Here is a 19,876-nt window from a genome sequence, read left to right as displayed (position 1 = left end):
TTCGGATTGAACCGGTCCTTACAAAATCCAACTGGAGAGTTCAACATGACAACATTACATTTCTCAGGCTTCCCGCGTGTCGGCGCCTTCCGTGAATTGAAATTCGCCCAAGAAAAATACTGGCGCAAAGAGATCAGTGAACAAGAGCTGCTCGACGTTGCCAAAGACCTGCGCGAGAAAAACTGGAAACACCAAGCTGCTGCCAACGCTGATTACGTTGCTGTAGGTGATTTCACTTTCTACGATCACATCCTCGACCTGCAAGTTGCCACCGGCGCGATTCCCGCCCGTTTCGGCTTCGATAGCCAAAACCTGCCTTTGGAACAATTCTTCCAACTGGCGCGCGGCAACAAAGACCAATTCGCCATCGAAATGACCAAATGGTTCGACACCAACTACCACTACCTGGTGCCTGAATTCCATGCCGATACCGAATTCAAAGCCAACGCCAAACACTACGTTCAACAACTGCAAGAAGCCCAAACTTTGGGCTTGAAAGCCAAACCGACCGTTGTCGGTCCTTTGACTTTCCTGTGGGTGGGTAAAGAAAAAGGCTCCGTTGAATTCGACCGTCTGAGCCTGTTGCCTAAACTGTTGCCTGTTTACGTTGAAATCCTGACTGCTTTGGTTGAAGCCGGTGCCGAGTGGATTCAAATCGACGAGCCTGCTTTGGCTGTCGATCTGCCTAAAGAATGGGTAGAAGCATACAAAGACGTTTACGCTACTTTGAACAAAGTAAGCGCCAAAATCCTGTTGGGCACTTACTTCGGTTCTGTTGCCGAACACGCCGCATTGTTGAAATCCCTGCCTGTTGACGGCCTGCACATCGACTTGGTACGCGCACCCGAGCAACTGGACGCGTTCGCCGGCTACGACAAAGTCCTGTCTGCCGGCGTGATTGACGGCCGCAACATTTGGCGCGCCAACCTGAACAAAGTTTTGGAAACCGTCGGGCCTCTGCAAGCCAAACTGGGCGAGCGTTTGTGGATTTCCAGCTCTTGCTCGCTGCTGCACACTCCGTTTGACTTGTCAATCGAAGAAAAACTGAAAGCCAACAAACCCGACCTGTACTCTTGGTTGGCATTCACTCTGCAAAAAACCCAAGAATTGCGTGTTCTGAAAGCCGCATTGAATGAAGGCCGTGATTCTGTTGCCGAAGAACTGGCCGCCAGCCAAGCTGCTGCCGACTCCCGTGCCAACAGCAGTGAAATCCACCGTGCAGACGTTGCCAAACGCTTGGCCGACCTGCCTGTCAACGCAGGCCAACGCAAATCACCGTTTGCCGACCGTATCAAAGCGCAACAAGCATGGTTGAACCTGCCTCTGCTGCCGACGACCAACATTGGTTCTTTCCCGCAAACTACCGAAATCCGCCAAGCACGCGCAGCCTTCAAAAAAGGCGAACTGTCTGCCTCCGATTACGAAGCCGCAATGAAAAAAGAAATCGCCTTGGTGGTTGAAGAGCAAGAAAAACTGGACTTGGACGTACTGGTGCACGGCGAAGCCGAGCGTAACGACATGGTCGAATACTTCGGCGAACTGTTGAGCGGTTTTGCATTCACCCAATACGGCTGGGTGCAAAGCTACGGCTCACGCTGCGTTAAACCACCTATCATCTTCGGTGACGTAAGCCGTCCTGAAGCTATGACTGTCGCTTGGTCTACTTACGCACAAAACCTGACCAAACGCCCGATGAAAGGTATGTTGACCGGTCCTGTAACCATTCTGCAATGGTCTTTCGTCCGCAACGATATTCCGCGCGCTACCGTGTGCAAACAAATCGCACTGGCTCTGAACGACGAAGTATTGGATCTGGAAAAAGCCGGCATTAAAGTCATCCAAATTGACGAACCTGCCATCCGCGAAGGTCTTCCTTTGAAACGTGCCGATTGGGATGCCTACCTGAACTGGGCGGGCGAATCCTTCCGCCTATCCTCTGCAGGTTGCGAAGACAGCACTCAAATCCACACTCATATGTGCTACTCTGAGTTCAACGACATCCTGCCTGCGATTGCTGCAATGGATGCGGACGTGATCACCATTGAGACTTCACGTTCCGACATGGAACTCTTGGCTGCGTTCGGCGAATTCAAATACCCGAACGACATCGGCCCGGGCGTTTACGACATCCACAGCCCGCGCGTACCGACAGAAGCCGAAGTGGAACACCTGTTGCGCAAAGCCATTGAGGTTGTTCCGGTTGAGCGTCTGTGGGTTAACCCGGACTGCGGCCTGAAAACACGCGGCTGGAAAGAAACTCTGGAACAGCTTCAAGTAATGATGAACGTAACCCGCAAACTGCGTGCCGAATTGGCGAAATAAGCCGAGACCGTATGAACAAATGCCGTCTGAAAGCCTTTCAGACGGCATTTTGTCCTGAGTTGCGGCGCAGGGGAGCAGTTGCCGGAAAATCTTTTCATTGCAGCTTGTTTTTCTCTAATTCGGCTTTATATGTGGGGAACAGGCAAATCGGAGTTGTATTTGATAGTTTTAAATAATTTATATTATTTAAACTATAAATTATACAAATCATTTTGCATGGGGTAGAATGCGCGGCGATTCACAATTATTTCTCAAACCAATCTATTAAGGAGCTCAAAATGGCTTTGCAAGATCGTACCGGTCAAAAAGTACCTTCCGTAGTATTCCGCACCCGCGTCGGCGACACTTGGAAAGATGTGTCTACCGATGATTTGTTCAAAGGCAAAAAAGTAGTCGTATTCTCCCTGCCCGGTGCATTTACCCCGACTTGTTCTTCTTCACACCTGCCGCGTTACAACGAATTATTCGGCGCGTTCAAAGAAAACGGCGTTGACGCAATCTGCTGCGTATCTGTAAACGATACTTTCGTAATGAACGCTTGGGCTGCCGAAGAAGAATCAGACAACATCTACATGATTCCTGACGGCAACGGCGAATTTACCGAAGGTATGGGTATGCTGGTCGGTAAAGAAGACTTGGGCTTCGGCAAACGCTCTTGGCGTTACTCCATGCTGGTTAACGACGGCGTGGTTGAAAAAATGTTCATCGAACCTGAAGAACCGGGCGATCCTTTCAAAGTATCCGATGCAGATACTATGCTGAAATTCGTTGCTCCCGATTGGAAGGCTCAAGAGTCTGTGGCAATTTTCACTAAACCAGGTTGCCAATTCTGTGCCAAAGTCAAACAAGCTTTGCAAGACAAAGGTTTGTCTTACGAAGAAATCGTATTGGGCAAAGATGCAACCGTTACTTCCGTTCGCGCTATTACCGGCAAGATGACTGCCCCTCAAGTCTTCATCGGCGGCAAATACATCGGCGGCAGCGAAGATTTGGAAGCTTACTTGGCTAAAAACTGATAGCTGTTTGCTTAAGGCAGTTTGATTAAACTGTCTGATATACCGGATAGAGTTATTCGGGCGGTTCTATACTGCCGCTCCGAATAACTCTATATTTACAAGAAGATTTGGATATTGTCGCACTCAATCGAAATTTTGTTTTTATTTATCTGAATAATGTTTTTGATTGGGAAGATATTTAAATGCTGTCTGAAACCGATATGTTCTGTGTCGGCAATGTTTCAGACGAAAACGGAAGGACAAAGATTATGAAAAAAATTCAAGCGGATATCGTCGTAATCGGCGGCGGTACTGCCGGTATGGGTGCGTTTCGCAATGCCCGTTTACATTCGGATAATGTTTACCTGATTGAAAACAATGTGTTCGGCACAACCTGCGCGCGCGTGGGCTGTATGCCTTCCAAACTCTTGATTGCCGCCGCAGAAGCGCGTCACCACGCATTGCATACCGACCCCTTCGGCGTGCATTTGGACAAAGACAGCATCGTCGTCAACGGAGAAGAGGTTATGCGGCGCGTCAAATCCGAGCGCGACCGTTTTGTCGGCTTTGTCGTTACCGATGTGGAAGAATGGCCTGCCGACAAGCGCATCATGGGCTCGGCTAAATTCATCGACGAGCATACCGTCCAAATCGACGACCATATCCAAATTGCGGCAAAAAGTTTCGTGATTGCTACCGGTTCGCGTCCCGTCATCCTGCCGCAGTGGCAGTCTTTGGGCGACCGTTTGATTATCAACGACGACGTTTTCTCGTGGGATACGCTGCCTAAGCGCGTTGCCGTGTTCGGGCCGGGCGTTATCGGTTTGGAACTGGGTCAGGCATTGCACCGTTTGGGTGTGAAAGTTGAAATTTTCGGTTTGGGCGGAATCATCGGCGGCATTTCCGACCCCGTTGTTTCAGACGAGGCGAAAGCCGTGTTCGGAGAAGAATTGAAACTGCATCTGGATGCTAAAACCGAGGTCAAACTCGACGCAGACGGCAATGTAGAAGTCCATTGGGAGCAGGATGGCGAAAAAGGCGTATTTGTTGCCGAATATATGTTGGCAGCCGTAGGTCGCCGTCCGAACGTTGACAATATCGGTTTGGAAAACATCAATATCGACAAAGACGCGCGCGGCGTACCCGTTGCCGATCCGCTGACCATGCAGACCAGCATTCCGCATATCTTTATTGCGGGCGACGCGTCCAACCAACTGCCCCTGCTGCATGAAGCCGCCGACCAAGGTAAGATTGCCGGCGATAACGCGGGCCGCTACCCGAATATCGGCAGCGGTTTGCGCCGCAGCACCATTGGCGTGGTGTTTACCAGTCCGCAAATCGGCTTTGTCGGTTTGAAATACGCGCAGGTTGCCGCGCAATACCAAGCCGACGAATTTGTCATCGGCGAAGTATCGTTCAAAAATCAAGGTCGCAGCCGCGTGATGCTGGTAAACAAAGGCCATATGCGCCTGTATGCCGAAAAAGCCACCGGCCGCTTTATCGGCGCGGAAATCGTAGGCCCTGCCGCCGAACATTTGGCTCACTTGTTGGCATGGGCGCATCAAATGAAGATGACCGTTCCGCAAATGCTGGATATGCCGTTCTACCATCCTGTTATCGAGGAAGGTCTGCGTACCGCGTTGCGCGATGCCGATGCGAAATTGAAAGCCTGACCGATATGGCAAAACAATGCCGCCTGAAATTTTTTTCAGACGGCATTTTATTTTTGGGGATGGGGTTGGGGGTCGGATGCTGATACCGTGTCGGGAAGGGAGCGGCAAAACTAAAAATCTTTCTTTTAATCTGCTGTTTCCACGCGTGTTTGTCAAAATCTATCAGTTTGTTTTTAAAATACACTGTTCAAAATGGGATAAAACAGGTAAATTAACGTTGATGTAACCCAGTGTAGCAATGGGTTTACGGTTTTTGAGTCGATATATAACTACAGAGGAATTGACTATGTCTGTCAAACTGCGTCCTGTTTATCTGGATTTGCCGAACATCCGTCTGCCGATACCCGGGATAGTTTCCATCCTTCACCGCATTAGCGGGGTCGGGCTGTTTATTATGCTGCCTTTCCTGCTGTATTTTCTGTCCGGTACCCTGAGTCAAGAGTCTGCATTTGAAACTTACCGTGCCATTGTTTCCCATCCTTTGGTCAAGCTGGTTTTAATCGGTATATTGTGGGCTTATCTGCACCATTCTCTCGCCGGTATCCGCTTTTTATTTTTGGATGCGCACAAAGGCCTTGAGCTGAATACTGCGCGCAATACCGCTAAAGCCGTATTTGCTTCTGCATTGGTTTTGACTGTCGTTTTGGGAGCGTTGTTATGGTAGAACGTAAATTGACCGGTGCCCATTACGGTTTGCGCGATTGGGTAATGCAGCGTGCGACTGCGGTTATTATGTTGATTTATACCGTTGCACTTTTAGTGGTTCTATTTGCCCTGCCTAAAGAATATCCGGCATGGCAGGCATTTTTTAGTCAAGCTTGGGTAAAAGTATTTACCCAAGTGAGCTTTATCGCCGTATTCTTGCACGCTTGGGTGGGTATCCGCGATTTGTGGATGGACTATATCAAACCCTTCGGCGTGCGTTTGTTTTTGCAGGTTGCCACCATTGTCTGGCTGGTCGGCTGCCTCGTGTATTCAGTTAAAGTGATTTGGGGGTAAGTATGGGTTTTCCTGTTCGCAAGTTTGATGCCGTGATTGTCGGCGGTGGCGGTGCAGGTTTACGTGCAGCCCTCCAATTATCCAAATCCGGTTTGAATTGTGCCGTTTTGTCTAAAGTGTTCCCGACCCGCTCGCATACCGTAGCGGCGCAGGGCGGTATTTCCGCCTCTCTGGGTAATGTGCAGGAGGACCGTTGGGACTGGCACATGTACGATACCGTGAAAGGTTCCGACTGGCTGGGTGACCAAGATGCGATTGAGTTTATGTGTCGCGCTGCGCCTGAAGCGGTGATTGAGTTGGAACACATGGGTATGCCTTTTGACCGCGTTGAAAGCGGCAAAATTTATCAGCGTCCTTTCGGCGGACATACTGCCGAACATGGTAAACGTGCGGTAGAACGTGCATGTGCGGTTGCCGACCGTACCGGTCATGCGATGTTGCATACTTTGTACCAACAAAACGTCCGTGCCAATACACAATTCTTTGTGGAATGGACGGCGCAAGATTTGATTCGTGATGAAAACGGCGATGTCGTCGGCGTAACCGCCATGGAAATGGAAACGGGCGAAGTTTATATTTTCCACGCCAAGGCCGTGATGTTTGCTACCGGTGGCGGCGGTCGTATTTATGCTTCTTCTACCAATGCTTATATGAATACCGGTGACGGTTTGGGCATTTGCGCCCGTGCGGGCATTCCGTTGGAAGATATGGAATTCTGGCAATTCCACCCGACCGGCGTGGCGGGTGCGGGCGTGTTGATTACCGAAGGCGTACGCGGCGAGGGCGGTATTCTGTTGAACGCCGACGGCGAACGCTTTATGGAACGCTATGCGCCGACCGTAAAAGACTTGGCTTCTCGCGACGTGGTTTCACGCGCGATGGCGATGGAAATCTATGAAGGTCGCGGCTGTGGTAAAAACAAAGACCACGTCTTACTGAAAATCGACCATATCGGTGCAGAAAAAATTATGGAAAAACTGCCGGGCATCCGCGAGATTTCCATTCAGTTTGCCGGTATCGATCCGATTAAAGACCCGATTCCGGTTGTGCCGACTACCCACTATATGATGGGCGGCATTCCGACCAATTATCACGGTGAAGTTGTTGTTCCGCAAGGCGACGAGTACGAAGTACCTGTAAAAGGCCTGTATGCCGCAGGTGAGTGCGCCTGTGCTTCCGTACACGGTGCGAACCGTTTGGGTACGAACTCCCTGCTGGACTTGGTGGTGTTCGGCAAAGCTGCCGGTGACAGCATGATTAAATTCATCAAAGAGCAAAGCGATTGGAAACCTCTGCCTGCTAATGCCGGTGAGTTGACCCGCCAACGTATCGAGCGTTTGGACAGTCAAACCGATGGTGAAAACGTTGATGCATTGCGTCGCGAACTGCAACGCTCCGTACAACTGCACGCCGGCGTGTTCCGTACCGATGAGATTCTGAGCAAAGGCGTTCAAGAAATCATGGCGATTGCCGAGCGTGTGAAACGTACCGAAATCAAAGACAAGAGCAAAGTGTGGAATACCGCGCGTATCGAAGCTTTGGAATTGGATAACCTGATTGAAGTGGCGAAAGCGACTTTGGTGTCTGCCGAAGCACGTAAAGAATCACGCGGTGCGCACGCTTCAGACGACCATCCTGAGCGCGATGACGAAAATTGGATGAAACACACCCTGTATCATTCGGACACCAATACCTTGTCTTACAAACCGGTACACACCAAGCCTTTGAGCGTGGAATACATCAAACCGGCCAAACGCGTTTATTGATGCGTTTTCAGACGGTCTTCGCCTCAAAGGTCGTCTGAAACCTAACCATACCCACATTGAACTGCTTGAATTTATAATACAAAATCATTGGGCAGTTGATGAGAAAAGGAACACTTCTCATGGAAAAAATGAGTTTTGAAATTTACCGTTACAACCCGGACGTTGATGCCAAGCCTTATATGCAGCGTTACGAGTTGGAATTGGAACCGACCGACGTGAAACTTTTGGACGCTTTGGTACGCCTGAAAGCACAAGACGATACCTTGTCTTTCCGCCGCTCCTGCCGCGAAGGGATTTGCGGATCGGACGGTATGAACATCAACGGCAAAAACGGCTTGGCGTGTCTGACCGATTTACGCAGCTTGAAACAGCCTGTCAAAATCCGCCCGCTGCCCGGTCTGCCCGTCATCCGCGACCTGATTGTGGATATGACCCAGTTCTTCAAACAATACCATTCCGTCAAACCTTATGTTGTTAACGACAATCCGATTGATGCGGACAAAGAGCGTCTGCAAACTCAGGAAGAGCGCAAAGAGTTGGATGGTTTGTACGAATGTATTTTGTGCGCCTGCTGTTCGACCGCCTGTCCGTCATTCTGGTGGAATCCCGACAAATTCGTCGGTCCGTCCGGCTTGCTGAACGCCTACCGCTTCATTGCGGACAGCCGAGATACCATCACTAATGAGCGTTTGGATAATTTGAACGATCCGTACCGTTTGTTCCGCTGCCACACCATTATGAACTGCGTGGACGTATGTCCCAAACACTTGAATCCGACCCGGGCCATCGGTAAGATTAAAGAGATTATGTTGAAACGGGTTGTTTAAGAAATGATGGTTTTTGACGACATTGCCAAACGGAAAATCCGTTTTCAAACCCGCCGGGGATTGTTGGAACTAGATTTAATCTTCGGCAGGTTTATGGAAAAAGAATTCGAGCATTTGAGCGATAAAGAGCTGTCCGAGTTTTCCGAAATCCTTGAATTTCAAGATCAAGAATTGCTTGCCTTGATTCACGGGCATTCGGAAACGGACAAAGGGCACCTTATCCCGATGCTTGAAAAAATCAGACGGGCATGAGGCATCTGAAATTTGTCTGAGGGCAGATTTCAAAATGCAAAGGCCGTCTGAAAGCAAAGAACGTGCTGCGGATGCAGTAACGTGGGTTATAACTTGCAAAGGAGCGATAATATGTCCAAATCAATCAAACTCAACGTACCGGGTCGGGCAGGTTTGGAGCTGCCGGTATTGGAAGCCAGCATCGGGCATGATGTGGTTGACATTCGGGGGCTGACAAAAAATACAGGTTTGTTTGCCTTCGACCCCGGATTTGTTTCAACCGCAAGCTGTGAGTCTAAAATTACTTACATCGACGGCGATCAAGGCTTGCTTTATTATCGCGGATACCCCATCGAGCAGCTGGCCGAAAAGTCCGATTATTTGGAAGTCTGCTACCTGTTGATTTACGGCGAACTGCCGACTCCCGAGCAAAAGGCAGAATTTGACAATACAGTCCGCCGCCACACGATGGTGCATGAACAGCTGACTTGGTTCTTCCGGGGTTTCCGCCGCGACGCGCATCCGATGGCGATGATGGTCGGCGTGGTCGGCGCGCTGTCTGCGTTCTACCAAGACAGCTTGGACATTACTAATCCCGAACACCGCAAAATCGCGATTTACCGCCTTATTTCCAAAATTCCGACCATTGCGGCAATGTGTTACCGCTATTCAAACGGTCTGCCGTTCAATTATCCGAAGAATAATCTTTCTTATTCCGAAAACTTCCTTCATATGATGTTTGCCACACCGTGTGAAGACTACAAACCTAATCCCGTTTTGGCACGCGCACTCGACCGCATCTTTATTTTGCATGCCGACCACGAGCAAAACGCCTCAACTTCAACCGTCCGTCTGGCAGGCTCTTCGGGTGCGAACCCGTTTGCCTGTATTGCTGCCGGTATCGCCTGCCTGTGGGGTGCTTCGCACGGCGGTGCGAACGAAGCCGTGTTGAAAATGCTGGATGAAATCGGCGATGTGTCCAATGTTGCCGCATACATGGAAGGCGTGAAACAGCGCAAATACCGCCTGATGGGCTTCGGACACCGGGTATACCGCAATATGGATCCGCGTGCCAGCATTATGCGCGAAACCTGCTATGAAGTTTTGAAGGAATTGGGCTTGGAAGACAGTCCGAAATTCAAACTGGCGATGGAATTGGAACAGATTGCGCTGAAAGACCCGTTCTTTATCGAACGCAAACTGTATCCCAATGTCGATTTCTATTCCGGCATCGTCCTGTCCGCGCTGGGCATCCCGACCGAAATGTTTACCGTCATCTTCGCCCTGTCGCGCAGCGTGGGCTGGATTTCGCACTGGCACGAGATGATTAGCGATCCTTCGCTGAAAATCGGCCGCCCGCGCCAGCTTTATACCGGTTCGGAACGCCGCGATTATGTGCCGGCAGGCGAGAGGTAACATACATTAATATATTGTCAAACAGGCAATATCAGAGAACCGGATTGTTTCCTGAATCCGTCTGATTGTAGTCGGATGAAATCAAGACAAGCAATCCGGTTTAAAATAGGGTAGAATAAAATGTCTTTTCAGACGGCATCAGTTCAGCCGTCAGGACGCGGACTTCTACCCTTTGTTTATATTTTAAAGAAAAGAGCGCACGCCATGATGGACGAAAAACTCAATTTCTCTTATCTGTTCGGTTCGAACGCACCCTACATTGAGGAATTGTACGAGGCTTTTTTGGAAAACCCCGATGCGGTTGATGAAAAATGGAAGCAGTATTTCACCGATTTGAGCAAACAGCCGGGGACGGTTGCTGTCGATGTCGCACACACACCGATTCGCGAATCATTTGTTACTTTGGCGAAAAAGAAAATTGCATCTGCCGTTGCGGGCGGTGCGGATGAGGCAATGCTGAAAAAGCAAGTCAGCGTTTTACGGCTGATTTCTGCCTATCGTATCCAAGGCGTGGGTGCGGCCCAACTTGATCCGCTCAAACGTATCCCTCCGCGCGATATTGAAGCCCTCGATCCGAAATTCCACGGTCTGTCAGATGCCGATATGGCGCTTCGATTCAATATGGGCGAGGGTGATTTTGCCAATCGCGGCAAACTGCCCTTGTCCCAAATCATCAGCAACCTCAAACAAACCTACTGCGGCCACATCGCATTGGAATATATCTATATTCCCAATACCGAAGAGCGCCGTTGGGTACGCAACTATTTTGAAAGCGTATTGTCCACACCGCATTACAATGCCGATCAAAAACGCCGTATCTTGAAAGAGATGACCGCTGCCGAGACTTTGGAACGTTATCTGCATACCAAATATGTCGGTCAGAAACGTTTCGGTGTCGAAGGCGGCGAAAGCGCGATTGCCGGTTTGAACTACCTGATTCAAAACGCCGGTAAGGACGGCGTGGAAGAAGTCATCATCGGTATGGCGCACCGTGGCCGTCTGAATGTTTTGGTGAACATTTTGGGCAAAAAACCCGGCGATTTGTTTGCCGAATTTGAAGGCCGTGCCGAAATCAAACTGCCTAGTGGCGACGTGAAATACCATATGGGCTTCAGCTCCGATATTGCCACCCCTCACGGCCCGATGCACGTTTCTTTGGCGTTCAACCCGTCACACTTGGAAATCGTCAATCCGGTAGTGGAAGGTTCTGCACGCGCCAAACAAAAACGTTTGGGCGAAAACGGCCGCGATAAAGTCTTGCCGGTATTGATTCACGGCGATTCCGCATTTATCGGTTTGGGTGTCAACCAAGCAACATTCAACCTGTCTAAAACGCGCGGTTATACCACAGGCGGTACGGTCCATATCGTCATCAACAACCAAATCGGCTTTACCACTTCCGATATCCGCGATACCCGTTCAACCGTACACTGTACCGATATCGCAAAAATGGTTTCCGCTCCGGTTATCCATGTGAACGGCGATGATCCCGAACGCGTTTGCTTTGCCATTCAAGCCGCTTTGGATTACCGCAAAAAATTCCATAAAGACATCGTAATCGACGTTGTCTGCTACCGTAAATGGGGTCACAACGAGGGCGATGATCCGACTTTGACCCAACCGATGATGTACAAAAAAGTATCGCAACATCCGGGTGCGCGTGCTTTGTACACCGAGCAACTGATTGCCGAAGGCGTGGTAACTCAAGTTGAGGCCGACGGTTACATCCAAGCCTACCGTGATGCTTTGGACAAAGGCGAACATGTTGAGCAAACAACGTTGAGCAACTTCCAACGCACACAAATCGACTGGAGCAAATACCAAGGTAAAGATTGGCGCGAAAAAATCGAAACCGGTTTGCCTGCCGCCGACATTGAGCGTCTTACTGAGAAATTCACCGCTGTGCCGGAAGGCTTTGCCCTGCATCCGACTGCAAAACGTGTGATCGAAGCGCGTAAAGCCATGGCATCCGGCAAACAAGCCATCGACTGGGGTATGGCCGAAACCCTCGCATACGCAAGCCTGCTGACCAAAGGTCATGGCGTGCGTATCTCCGGTGAGGACTCCGGCCGCGGTACATTCTCACACCGTCATGCCGTTCTGCACGATCAAAAACGCGAAAAATGGGACGACGGTACTTATGTTCCTCTTCGCAACATGGGCGAAGGCTTGGGCGAGTTCCTGGTTATCGACTCTATCTTGAACGAAGAAGCCGTGATGGCGTTCGAGTACGGCTTTGCCTGCTCCGCTCCTGACAAGCTGACCATTTGGGAAGCTCAATTCGGTGACTTCGCCAACGGCGCGCAAGTAACTATTGATCAATTCCTGTCTTCAGGCGAAACCAAGTGGGGTCGCTTGTGCGGTCTGACCACCATCCTGCCGCACGGCTACGACGGTCAAGGCCCTGAACACTCTTCTGCACGCGTAGAACGTTGGTTGCAACTGTGTTCTGAGAACAATATGCAAGTCATCATGCCGTCTGAAGCGTCGCAAATGTTCCATCTCTTGCAACGCCAAGTCTTGGGTTCATACCGCAAACCGCTGGTGATTTTCATGTCCAAACGCCTGTTGCGCTTCAAAGGTGCAATGAGCCCGCTGGAAAACTTCACCGAAGGTTCGACTTTCCGTCCGGTTATTGGTGATACCGCCGAACGCGCAAGCAACGACAGCGTGAAACGCGTGGTATTGTGTGCCGGTCAGGTTTACTATGACTTGGAAGCCGGTCGAGCCGAACGTAAACTGGAAGATGATGTCGCTATCGTCCGCGTTGAGCAGCTGTATCCGTTCCCATACGACGAGGTTAAAGCCGAACTGGCGAAATATCCGAACGCAAAATCTGTGGTTTGGGCGCAAGAAGAGCCGAAAAACCAAGGCGCGTTCTACCAAATCCGCCACCGCATCGAAGACGTTATCAGCGAAGAGCAAAAACTGTCTTATGCCGGCCGTCCAAGCAGCGCATCGCCTGCAGTGGGCTACTCAAGCAAACACATTGCTCAATTGAAACAATTGGTTGAAGACGCTTTGGCGTTATAAACCAAGTAGCATTCCGTCTGAGTCTGCTCAGGCGGAATGCCCATATGCAGAATTAAAAACACACAACAGGCCGTCTGAAAGGGCCATTGGAGACACAAAATGATTATTGATGTAAAAGTACCTATGCTGTCTGAAAGCGTATCTGAAGGCACACTCTTGGAATGGAAGAAAAAAGTTGGCGAAGCAGTTGCCCGTGACGAAATCCTGATCGATATCGAAACGGACAAAGTGGTTTTGGAAGTACCTTCTCCACAAGCCGGCGTATTGGTTGAAATCGTAGCGCAAGACGGTGAAACCGTTGTTGCCGACCAAGTTTTGGCCCGTATCGATACAGCTGCTACTGTCGCTGCTGAAGCACCTGCAGCCGCTCCTGCCGAAGCTGCCCCGGCTGCCGTTCCTGCTGCTGCACAAAACAACGCCGCCATGCCTGCCGCTGCAAAACTGGCTGCCGAGACCGGTGTTGACGTGAACGTATTGCAAGGTTCCGGCCGTGACGGTCGCGTATTGAAAGAAGACGTACAAAATGCCGCTGCCAAACCTGCCGCAGCCGTGGCCCCTGCCGTTGCACTTCCTGCCGGCGCACGTCCTGAAGAACGCGTACCAATGAGCCGCCTGCGTGCCCGTGTTGCAGAACGCCTCTTGGCTTCTCAACAAGAAAACGCCATTCTGACTACATTCAACGAAGTCAACATGAAACCGATCATGGACTTGCGTGCGAAGTACAAAGAAAAATTCGAGAAAGAACATGGCGTAAAACTGGGCTTTATGTCCTTCTTCGTTAAAGCCGCTGTTACAGCCCTGAAAAAATACCCGGTTGTGAATGCTTCTGTTGACGGCAAAGACATTGTGTACCACGGCTACTTCGACATCGGTATCGCAATTGGCAGCCCACGCGGTTTGGTTGTACCAATCCTGCGCGATGCCGACCAAATGAGCATTGCCGACATCGAACAAGCAATTGTTGATTACGCGAAAAAAGCCAAAGACGGCAAAATCGCTATCGAAGACCTGACCGGCGGTACATTCAGTATTACCAACGGCGGTACTTTCGGTTCTATGATGTCCACCCCGATCATCAACCCGCCTCAATCTGCGATTTTGGGTATGCATGCCACTAAAGAGCGCGCTGTGGTTGAAAACGGCCAAGTTGTTGTCCGTCCAATGATGTATCTGGCTCTGTCTTACGACCACCGTATCATTGACGGCCGCGAAGCTGTATTGACCTTGGTAGCCATTAAAGACGCGTTGGAAGACCCGGTCCGCCTGTTGTTGGATCTGTAATCGTTTCAGACGGCTTTTTATTTGTTAATGAAAAGGCCGTCTGAATTTTTATTTAGATGTAGCGTAATGTAGTATCGTGCTACAATAGGCTCAACGAACGATTGAGGCCGTCTGAAACATTTGATTCGAATGAATCGGCAGATATGGACTTTCAGACGGCTTTTTCTTAAAACCATCAAAACGCAGTCATTCAAAATAAAAAAAGAAACGAAAAGTATCGTTTTTATTTTGAGATACTGCTAAAAGCAAAGGATGACACGATGTCTCAATATGATGTAGTAGTGATTGGTGCAGGTCCGGGCGGATACGTTGCCGCCATCCGTGCCGCACAACTGGGTTTCAAAACTGCCTGTGTCGATGCAGGCGTTAACAAAGCAGGCAATGCCCCTGCATTGGGCGGTACTTGCTTGAACGTAGGCTGTATCCCTTCTAAAGCCCTGTTGCAATCCAGCGAACATTTCCACGCTGCGCAACACGATTTTGCCGAACACGGTATCACTGTCGGCGACGTAAAATTTGACGCGGCCAAAATGATTGAGCGCAAAGATGCCATCGTGACCAAACTGACCGGCGGCGTGAAATTCCTGTTCCAAAAAAACAAAGTAACCAGCCTGTTCGGTACTGCTTCCTTTGCCGGTAAAAATGGCGATGCTTACCAAATTGAAGTCGATAACAAAGGCGAGAAAACCGTTATCGAAGCCAAACACGTCATCGTAGCAACCGGTTCCGTACCGCGTCCGTTGCCGCAAGTCGCTATCGACAACGTGAACGTATTGGACAACGAAGGCGCATTGAACCTGACCGAAGTACCTGCCAAACTCGGCGTAATCGGTTCCGGTGTGATTGGTTTGGAAATGGGTTCCGTATGGAACCGCGTGGGTGCGGAAGTTACCATTCTTGAAGCCGCGCCGACCTTCCTGGCTGCCGCCGACCAACAAATCGCCAAAGAAGCCTTCAAATACTTCACCAAAGAGCAAGGTCTGAGCATCGAATTGGGTGCGAAAATCGGCGACATCAAGTCTGAAGGCAAAGGTGTTTCCGTTGCTTACGAAACTGCTGCCGGCGAAGCCAAAACCGAAGTATTCGACAAACTGATCGTTGCCATCGGCCGTATTCCAAACACCAAAGGCCTGAACGCGGAAGCCGTAGGCTTGGAAAAAGACGAGCGCGGCTTTATCAAAGTGGATGGCGAATGCCGTACCAACCTGCCTAACGTATGGGCAATCGGCGACGTGGTTCGCGGCCCGATGTTGGCACACAAAGCCAGCGACGAAGGCGTTGCCGTTGCCGAGCGCATTGCCGGTCAAAAACCGCATATCGACTTCAACAACGTACCGTTTGTGATTTACACCGACCCTGAAATCGCTTGGGTGGGTAAAACCGAAGAGCAGCTCAAAGCCGAAGGCGTGGAGTACAAAAAAGGTACTTCAGGTTTCGGTGCAAACGGCCGTGCATTGGCAATGGGCAAAGCCAAAGGTACGGTTAAAGTGTTGGCAGATGCCAAAACCGACCGTATCTTGGGCGTACACATGATCGGCCCGGTTGTCAGCGAATTGGTTACCGAAGGCGTGACTGCGCTCGAATTCTTCGCCAGCAGCGAAGATATCGCCCGTATTATCCATGCCCACCCAACCTTGTCCGAAGTGGTTCACGAAGCTGCATTGGCGGCCGACAAACGCGCTTTGCACGGTTGATAGACATTAAGGCCGTCTGAAATTTTCAGACGGCCTTAAGGCCTCCGGCAAATTGAATGTTCCGAGAGCTTCGTTTTCTGATTTATAATTCCGTCAGACAAACAGCATTTACATTCATTATGAACAAAGAAATAGTCGGTATTTTCTTTATACCGATGGGCATCATCAGCATGTGTATGGCCGCATTGTGGCAGATGTATGTGATGATGACCGAAACTTATACGCTCAACCGTTTCAAAGATAAAGAATTGGTTTGGCGCGTGGCATTGTTGTTTATCAGTTTCAGCCTTGCCGTTTATCTGCTCTGTCCGAATTCGCGTAAAAAAGGCATCGTCTTTTTTATTCTCGGGGGAGGCGGTGCAGTCATGTATCTGCTGGCGCGGATGTGGTTGCCCTTCAGTAAATAGTAGGACCGTCTGAAAATATGGGATTGGCCGCAGGGCGATTCCTAAAACCCACTCACCTTAAGGAGAAATCCATGAATTTACACGAGTATCAGGCTAAAGAACTGCTGGCTAGCTACGGTTTGCCCGTACAAGGCGGTATTTTGGCGCACAACGGCGAAGAAGCCGCTGCAGCTTACGACAAATTGGGCGGCAAATTCGCTGTTGTCAAAGCACAGGTACACGCCGGCGGCCGCGGTAAAGCGGGCGGCGTAAAAGTCGTTAAAAGCCGCGAAAAAGCCAAAGAAGTGGCTGAAAGCCTGATTGGCACCAACTTGGTAACTTACCAAACCGATGCCAACGGCCAACCTGTCAACAGCGTTTTGGTTTGCGAAGACATGTATCCTGTTCAAACCGAGCTGTACTTGGGCGCAGTGGTTGACCGTTCTACCCGCCGCGTTACATTCATGGCTTCTACCGAAGGCGGCGTGGAAATCGAAAAAGTTGCTGCTGAAACTCCAGAAAAAATCTTCAAAGTAACCGTTGATCCGCTGGTCGGCCTGCAACCTTGCCAAGCTCGCGAAGTTGCCTTCCAACTGGGCTTGAAAGACAAACAAATCAACGAGTTCGCCAAACTGATGACCGGCGCGTACAAAGCGTTTGTCGAAAACGACTTCGCCCTGTTTGAAGTCAACCCGCTGGCAGTTCGCGAAAACGGCGCACTGGCTTGCGTGGACGGCAAAATCGGCATCGACAGCAACGCGCTCTACCGCCTGCCAAAAATCGCTGAATTGCGCGACAAATCTCAAGAAAACGAACGTGAACTGAAAGCTTCTGAATTCGACCTGAACTATGTTGCCCTGGAAGGTAATATCGGCTGTATGGTTAACGGTGCCGGTTTGGCGATGGCCACCATGGACATCATCAAACTCAAAGGCGGCCAACCTGCCAACTTCTTGGACGTTGGCGGCGGCGCAACCAAAGACCGCGTGGTTGAAGCGTTCAAACTGATTTTGGAAGACAAATCCGTTAAAGGCGTATTGATCAACATCTTCGGCGGTATCGTACGTTGCGACATGATTGCGGAAGCCATCGTGGCAGCCGTTAAAGAAATCAACGTCAACGTTCCTGTCGTTGTTCGTTTGGAAGGCAACAACGCCGAACTCGGCGCGAAAATCCTGAACGAATCAGGTCTGAAACTGACTTCTGCAGACGGTCTGAATGACGCAGCCGAAAAAATTGTTGCAGCCGTAAACGCCTAAGGAGAAAAGAATGAGCGTATTGATTAATAAAGACACCAAAGTATTGGTTCAAGGTTTCACCGGTAAAAACGGTACTTTCCACTCCGAACAAGCTCTGGCTTACGGCACTAAAGTTGTCGGCGGCGTTACCCCAGGCAAAGGCGGTCAAACCCACCTAGACCTGCCTGTATTCAACACCATGAAAGAAGCCGTTAAAGAAACCGGCGCTGACGCATCCGTGATTTACGTTCCCGCTCCGTTTGTGTTGGATTCTATCGTTGAAGCCGTTGATTCAGGCGTAGGCTTGGTCGTTGTGATTACCGAAGGCGTTCCAACTCTGGACATGCTCAAAGCCAAACGTTACTTGGAAACCAACGGCAACGGTACCCGTTTGGTCGGCCCTAACTGCCCGGGCGTGATTACTCCGGGCGAGTGCAAAATCGGCATTATGCCGGGCCACATCCACACTCCGGGCCGCATCGGTATTATTTCCCGTTCCGGTACATTGACTTACGAAGCCGTGGCACAAACCACCAAACTGGGCTTGGGTCAATCAACCTGTATCGGTATCGGCGGCGACCCGATTCCTGGTATGAACCAAATCGACGCACTGAAACTCTTCCAAGAAGACCCAGATACCGATGCCATCATCATGATTGGTGAAATCGGTGGTACTGCGGAAGAAGAAGCAGCCGAATACATCCAATCCAACGTAACCAAACCTGTTGTCGGTTACATCGCCGGTGTTACCGCTCCTAAAGGCAAACGCATGGGCCACGCCGGTGCGATTATCTCCGGCGGTAAAGGTACTGCCGAAGAAAAATTCGCCGCGTTTGAAAAAGCCGGTATCGCCTACACCCGCAGCCCTGCCGAGTTGGGCACGACGATGCTGGAAGTGTTGAAAGCAAAAGGTTTGGCATAATCAGGTTTGACAACTGATTGAACATCAAATGCCGTCTGAAACCGGAAATCGGGTTTCAGACGGCATTTTGTTTGTCATTTCAAAAAGAGGCAGCCTCAACATACTCACATTATTTTTGCCCTTTGAGGCAGTCAGAATATAGTGGATTAAAAACAAAATAGTACAACACTCAACGTTGAAGGTCTAACCATGGCATACTCTGCGGACTTAAGAAACAAAGCTTTAAACCATAGCGGATTAACAAAAATCAGGACAAGGCGGCGAGCCGCAGACGGTACAAATGGTACGGAACCGATCCGCCCGGTGCTTCATCACCTTAGGGAATCGTTCCCTTTGAGCCGGGGCGGGGCAACGCCGTACCGGTTTTTGTTAATCCGCTATACAGCAGGCGTTGGTGGAAATCCCGAATAAGCGGTTCAAAACGTGTCGCTGCCGCGGCAGCCATATACAGCGCCTTACGCACCGCAGACCTTCCGCCGAAGCAGCGGCTTTTGAATTTGGTTTCCCCGCTCTCCCTCGGGTGCGGGGCAATGCCGACCAAACCCGCTATCCGTTTGTGCGACAGCCGCCCCAATTCGGGCAGCATCGCCATCAGCGTAGCCGTCGTTATCGAACCGATGCCTTTGATTTGCTCCGCCACTTGGGCTTTGCCGTCAAAATGCGTGCGGGTGTGGTTGTCGATTTGTTTGTCCGATTCGTCAATCAGCCGGTCAAAACGGGCAATCAGTTGTTTGACGCTTTCGACTTGCGTTTCGTGAACCTGATGCAGACATTTTGTAATAGCTGCCATTACGCCTACTAGGATATATACCTTCTATATATAGTGAATTAACAAAAACCGGTACGGCGTTGCCCCGCCCCGGCTCAAAGGGAACGATTCCCTAAGGTGATGGAGCGCCGGGCGGATCGGTTCCGTACCATTTGTACTGCCTGCGGCCCGCCGCCTTGTCCTGATTTTTGTTAATTCACTATATTTTTCCATTTCCGATTCATTGGTACGCAAATGGGTGGCAAGATACAGATTACACGGTGAAAGCGGCATCAAACGCAGAAAGCATACGACAAAATATTCGGTCGAATACAAACTTGAGGC

The 19,876-nt window shown here is 50.3% G+C and carries 15 protein-coding genes and 1 pseudogene; 15 read left to right on the top strand and 1 reads right to left on the bottom strand.

The annotated features are described in order from the left end of the window. The first annotated feature begins 45 nt into the window (after positions 1 to 45). The 15 genes from metE (at position 46) to sucD (ending at position 18,783) form a co-directional block, all read left to right on the top strand. Entirely contained in the window at positions 46 to 2,322 is a 2,277-nt protein-coding gene (metE, locus tag HT085_RS05045) for a 5-methyltetrahydropteroyltriglutamate--homocysteine S-methyltransferase (protein ID WP_003691078.1), read from the top strand. Positions 2,323 to 2,600: 278 nt separating this feature from the next. Then, on the top strand, positions 2,601 to 3,338 hold the full coding sequence (locus tag HT085_RS05040; RefSeq protein ID WP_003688387.1) for a redoxin family protein: 738 nt from the start codon (positions 2,601 to 2,603) through the stop codon (positions 3,336 to 3,338). 248 nt (positions 3,339 to 3,586) lie between these two features. Further along, on the top strand, positions 3,587 to 4,990 hold the full coding sequence (locus tag HT085_RS05035; protein ID WP_003688389.1) for a dihydrolipoyl dehydrogenase: 1,404 nt from the start codon (positions 3,587 to 3,589) through the stop codon (positions 4,988 to 4,990). 286 nt (positions 4,991 to 5,276) lie between these two features. Continuing rightward, positions 5,277 to 5,654, top strand: coding sequence for a succinate dehydrogenase, cytochrome b556 subunit (gene sdhC / locus HT085_RS05025; protein WP_003688393.1), 378 nt, complete (start codon positions 5,277 to 5,279; stop codon positions 5,652 to 5,654). Continuing rightward, positions 5,648 to 5,989: a succinate dehydrogenase, hydrophobic membrane anchor protein gene (gene sdhD, locus HT085_RS05020; protein ID WP_003688395.1), complete on the top strand. Its 342-nt coding sequence runs from the start codon at positions 5,648 to 5,650 to the stop codon at positions 5,987 to 5,989. The genes sdhC and sdhD overlap by 7 nt, the downstream gene beginning before the upstream one ends. 2 nt (positions 5,990 to 5,991) lie before the next feature. Continuing rightward, positions 5,992 to 7,755, top strand: a complete 1,764-nt coding sequence (sdhA, locus tag HT085_RS05015) for a succinate dehydrogenase flavoprotein subunit (RefSeq protein WP_003688397.1) — start codon at positions 5,992 to 5,994, stop codon at positions 7,753 to 7,755. Positions 7,756 to 7,874: 119 nt separating this feature from the next. Further along, the gene (locus HT085_RS05010; protein WP_003688398.1) at positions 7,875 to 8,582 is read left to right on the top strand and encodes a succinate dehydrogenase iron-sulfur subunit; all 708 of its coding nucleotides are present in this window, start codon (positions 7,875 to 7,877) and stop codon (positions 8,580 to 8,582) included. Between the two features lie 3 nt (positions 8,583 to 8,585). Then, the gene (locus tag HT085_RS05005) at positions 8,586 to 8,834 is read left to right on the top strand and encodes an FAD assembly factor SdhE (RefSeq protein ID WP_003688400.1); all 249 of its coding nucleotides are present in this window, start codon (positions 8,586 to 8,588) and stop codon (positions 8,832 to 8,834) included. 111 nt (positions 8,835 to 8,945) lie between these two features. Next, the gene (gene gltA / locus HT085_RS05000; RefSeq protein WP_003688402.1) at positions 8,946 to 10,229 is read left to right on the top strand and encodes a citrate synthase; all 1,284 of its coding nucleotides are present in this window, start codon (positions 8,946 to 8,948) and stop codon (positions 10,227 to 10,229) included. Between the two features lie 204 nt (positions 10,230 to 10,433). Continuing rightward, the gene (locus HT085_RS04995; RefSeq protein WP_003691080.1) at positions 10,434 to 13,262 is read left to right on the top strand and encodes a 2-oxoglutarate dehydrogenase E1 component; all 2,829 of its coding nucleotides are present in this window, start codon (positions 10,434 to 10,436) and stop codon (positions 13,260 to 13,262) included. 99 nt (positions 13,263 to 13,361) lie between these two features. Then, on the top strand, positions 13,362 to 14,543 hold the full coding sequence (odhB, locus tag HT085_RS04990) for a 2-oxoglutarate dehydrogenase complex dihydrolipoyllysine-residue succinyltransferase (RefSeq protein WP_003691081.1): 1,182 nt from the start codon (positions 13,362 to 13,364) through the stop codon (positions 14,541 to 14,543). A gap of 260 nt (positions 14,544 to 14,803) precedes the next feature. Further along, complete coding sequence (gene lpdA, locus HT085_RS04985) at positions 14,804 to 16,237, top strand: dihydrolipoyl dehydrogenase (protein ID WP_003691082.1); 1,434 nt, start codon at positions 14,804 to 14,806, stop codon at positions 16,235 to 16,237. Between the two features lie 119 nt (positions 16,238 to 16,356). Further along, the gene (locus tag HT085_RS04980) at positions 16,357 to 16,644 is read left to right on the top strand and encodes a hypothetical protein (RefSeq protein ID WP_003688407.1); all 288 of its coding nucleotides are present in this window, start codon (positions 16,357 to 16,359) and stop codon (positions 16,642 to 16,644) included. A 71-nt stretch (positions 16,645 to 16,715) separates the two neighbouring features. Next, a complete protein-coding gene (gene sucC, locus HT085_RS04975; RefSeq protein WP_003688408.1) occupies positions 16,716 to 17,882 on the top strand; it encodes an ADP-forming succinate--CoA ligase subunit beta in 1,167 nt (388 codons plus the stop codon). Positions 17,883 to 17,892: 10 nt separating this feature from the next. Continuing rightward, on the top strand, positions 17,893 to 18,783 hold the full coding sequence (gene sucD / locus HT085_RS04970; protein ID WP_002244992.1) for a succinate--CoA ligase subunit alpha: 891 nt from the start codon (positions 17,893 to 17,895) through the stop codon (positions 18,781 to 18,783). A 373-nt stretch (positions 18,784 to 19,156) separates the two neighbouring features. On the opposite strand, the pseudogene HT085_RS04965 reads toward sucD, so the two are convergent. Then, positions 19,157 to 19,552, bottom strand: a pseudogene (locus HT085_RS04965) (transposase); the annotation flags it as partial. Between the last annotated feature and the right edge of the window lie 324 nt (positions 19,553 to 19,876).

It is taken from the genome of Neisseria gonorrhoeae, assembly GCF_013030075.1.
In the GTDB taxonomy this organism is placed as follows: Bacteria; Pseudomonadota; Gammaproteobacteria; order Burkholderiales; family Neisseriaceae; genus Neisseria; species Neisseria gonorrhoeae.
Note: the sequence above shows the minus strand (reverse complement) of the source record. Positions and strands in the feature narration are given on the sequence as shown.

Bases quoted from the DNA above. Each gene is read 5' to 3' on its own strand.
- HT085_RS05035 (WP_003688389.1), top strand. From the start codon at position 3,587: ATGAAAAAAATTCAAGCGGATATCGTCGTAATCGGCGGCGGTACTGCC.
- metE (WP_003691078.1), top strand. From the start codon at position 46: ATGACAACATTACATTTCTCAGGCTTCCCGCGTGTCGGCGCCTTCCGT.
- lpdA (WP_003691082.1), top strand. From the start codon at position 14,804: ATGTCTCAATATGATGTAGTAGTGATTGGTGCAGGTCCGGGCGGATAC.
- sdhD (WP_003688395.1), top strand. From the start codon at position 5,648: ATGGTAGAACGTAAATTGACCGGTGCCCATTACGGTTTGCGCGATTGG.
- sdhC (WP_003688393.1), top strand. From the start codon at position 5,277: ATGTCTGTCAAACTGCGTCCTGTTTATCTGGATTTGCCGAACATCCGT.
- sdhA (WP_003688397.1), top strand. From the start codon at position 5,992: ATGGGTTTTCCTGTTCGCAAGTTTGATGCCGTGATTGTCGGCGGTGGC.
- HT085_RS04995 (WP_003691080.1), top strand. From the start codon at position 10,434: ATGATGGACGAAAAACTCAATTTCTCTTATCTGTTCGGTTCGAACGCA.
- sucD (WP_002244992.1), top strand. From the start codon at position 17,893: ATGAGCGTATTGATTAATAAAGACACCAAAGTATTGGTTCAAGGTTTC.
- HT085_RS05010 (WP_003688398.1), top strand. From the start codon at position 7,875: ATGGAAAAAATGAGTTTTGAAATTTACCGTTACAACCCGGACGTTGAT.
- HT085_RS04980 (WP_003688407.1), top strand. From the start codon at position 16,357: ATGAACAAAGAAATAGTCGGTATTTTCTTTATACCGATGGGCATCATC.
- gltA (WP_003688402.1), top strand. From the start codon at position 8,946: ATGTCCAAATCAATCAAACTCAACGTACCGGGTCGGGCAGGTTTGGAG.
- HT085_RS05005 (WP_003688400.1), top strand. From the start codon at position 8,586: ATGATGGTTTTTGACGACATTGCCAAACGGAAAATCCGTTTTCAAACC.
- HT085_RS05040 (WP_003688387.1), top strand. From the start codon at position 2,601: ATGGCTTTGCAAGATCGTACCGGTCAAAAAGTACCTTCCGTAGTATTC.
- odhB (WP_003691081.1), top strand. From the start codon at position 13,362: ATGATTATTGATGTAAAAGTACCTATGCTGTCTGAAAGCGTATCTGAA.
- sucC (WP_003688408.1), top strand. From the start codon at position 16,716: ATGAATTTACACGAGTATCAGGCTAAAGAACTGCTGGCTAGCTACGGT.